This is a genomic window from Bradyrhizobium sp. NAS80.1, assembly GCF_001908205.1.
Lineage (GTDB): Bacteria > Pseudomonadota > Alphaproteobacteria > Rhizobiales > Xanthobacteraceae > Bradyrhizobium.
The window spans coordinates 1-2,344 of record NZ_LGHL01000192.1 but is presented as its reverse complement, the minus strand read 5'-3'; the positions used below and the strand labels follow the sequence as shown (position 1 = coordinate 2,344).

1 protein-coding gene is annotated in these 2,344 nt (G+C 59.0%); it reads left to right on the top strand.

Features of this window, described 5'->3' with window-relative positions:
* Positions 1 to 285 precede the first annotated feature (285 nt).
* The gene (locus AC629_RS35050; protein ID WP_168195656.1) at positions 286 to 2,124 is read left to right on the top strand and encodes a sensor histidine kinase; all 1,839 of its coding nucleotides are present in this window, start codon (positions 286 to 288) and stop codon (positions 2,122 to 2,124) included.
* The last annotated feature ends 220 nt before the right edge of the window (positions 2,125 to 2,344 follow it).

Genomic DNA, 2,344 nt, shown 5'->3' with positions numbered 1-2,344 from the left:
CGCTTAAGCTAGCACGTGGCTTCAACTTAGACGACGAACTGAAGAATGTAATTCTAGCCGTGTCTCGATCATTCGCGTTTTTACACAGCCAGGGTCATTCGCGTCGCTTTTGGCCTATAGCCCCGATGTCTGCTTATCCCCCCCGACAGCGGCGCGCGAGCGGACATCGCCGGAGGTCCGAGTCGGGGCCAACAGCGGACGTTACCTCGAGCTTGTCATATTCCGGCCACTTGAGGACTGCGGATGGTTCCGTCAGTATATCAGGAGCCTTCGGTAGACCCGCCCATGTCCGACCTCGCGGCAAAAGTCACGAAGATTCAACGAGAGATGCCTGCCGCGTTCGATCCGACGACGTGGGTGGGCGCCATCACGCTCACATTTGCTATCGCTATTGCGTATTTCACCGCTGCGCGGCTTAGCCTCGAATTGCTGACCAAGCCGGAGGGCGTGGCGGTGTTCTGGCCGGCGGCGGGCGTGTCGGCAGGCGCTCTGATCGTCCTGGGGTCCCGCGCGCGATGGCCGGTCATCTTCGGCACAATGGCAGCGACCATTTTGGCGAACCTGCTTGGCGATCGAAATCTCTGGGGTGCCGTTCTCTTCGGTTGCTGCAATGCTTTCGAGGCCGTGCTCACGGCACGGCTGATCGACCGCTACCATGGTTCCGGCTTCACGTTGGCCAAGCCGTACAACGTGATGGCGTTGGTCGGGGCAGCAACCGTCGGGGCTGCCGTGTCCGGCATCGGTGGCGCTGTTGTATTCAAGTTCTTTCACAGCGCGACGACTCCGATATGGGTTACTTGGCAGCATTGGTTCGCATCTGACGCACTGGGGATCATCGTCGTTGCGCCATTGCTGATTGAGTTCGCCTCAGCCGCGCGGGACCGGCCGCCCGTGGCCGAGCTTCTCGAGGGCGCATTGACCGTCGCGATATTGGCGCTGGTGAGCGCGCTGGGCATTTTCCTGCGCTCGGATCTTCTGGCAAACGTCGGACCAGTCGCTGTCCTTTTCGCGCCGCTGCTATGGCTTGCAGCGCGATGCCGGCCGGTTTTTGCCGCATCTGCGGCTTTCATCGTCAGTCTTTCAATCGTTTGGACGACGACCTTTGGCATCGGCTACTTCGGCAATCCCACCCTTGCGATGGACGAGCGCGTCGCTGCAGCGCAGGTCAGCATTTTGCTTGTGACCATCGGCGCATCGCTTCTGGCGGCATTGTTTGCTGAGATCCGGGACAAAAGGAAGATTACAGAAGCGGCGCTGCACGCTAGCGAAACCCAGCGCTATCTCATTGAGACCGAGAAACTCGCCGCACTCGGGCGCCTTGTTGCAGGCGTCGCACACGAGCTTAATAGTCCTGTTGGTACCGGCTTGACGGTCGCCTCGACACTCGCACAGCGCTGCTCAAGGTTTGCCAATCAAATAACCTCCGGTCCTGTACGCCGTTCGTCCCTTTCGGAATTTGTCGACTGCAACCACGACGCCGCCAATCAGCTAGTTGCCAACCTGGAACGCGCTGGCGAGCTGATTCAGGCGTTCAAGCAAGTTGCCGTCGATCGCAATCTTGCAGATCGCCGCAGTTTTGACCTCAGGATTGCAACCGAGCAAATCGTGGCCAGCGTCGTTCCCGGTCTGCCTAAACCTCGCAGTCCCCTGGCGCTCGATATCCCCTCCGACATCGTCATGGACAGCTATGCGGGCGCTTACGGGCAGGTGTTGACGAACCTGATCTTCAATGCCGTTACCCACGGCTTTGCTGGCCGATCTGGCGGCAACATGTTGGTTGAGGCAACCCGCATCGGCAGCGACTTCGTGGAGATTACTTTTTCTGATGACGGAATAGGCATTTCGGAGGACACCCAGCGACACGTGTTCGATCCCTTCTTCACCACGCGACGGGCGAAGGGCAGTACCGGGCTCGGCCTTCACATCGTCCATAACCTCGTGACCGAGCAACTGGGTGGCCGTATCGCGCTGGTCTCCGCCTTGGGAAAGGGGACTTCGATCTCTATGACGCTTCCGCTGGTCGCCCCTGGAAACGAAAGGCCAATCGGTGCAGCGGGTGCGATAAATGATGATCGATCGGCAGATTTGCGAGCAAAAACGAAGAAAAGGGATTCGGCTGTTTGATCGCTTCCATCGCGTTCAATGCCCCGCATGCGTGCAAGCATACGCCATGAACCGATACTTCTTGGATGCGAAAAACTCACCGTGAGCAAATGCAGTCCGTGTTACCCCGGATTGTGTTGCAAAACTCCGGTTGAGGCGACTCGCGAACCGTGATTCCGTTGGTTTGAGGCGGCATTTGCGGGAGCAGCGGATGTTAGGGCGGCAGGAGAGCGGTCAGGGC

What these genes read in the sequence shown, in the direction of transcription:
- AC629_RS35050 (WP_168195656.1), top strand. Translation starts at nt 286, where the DNA reads ATGTCCGACCTCGCGGCAAAAGTCACGAAGATTCAACGAGAGATGCCT.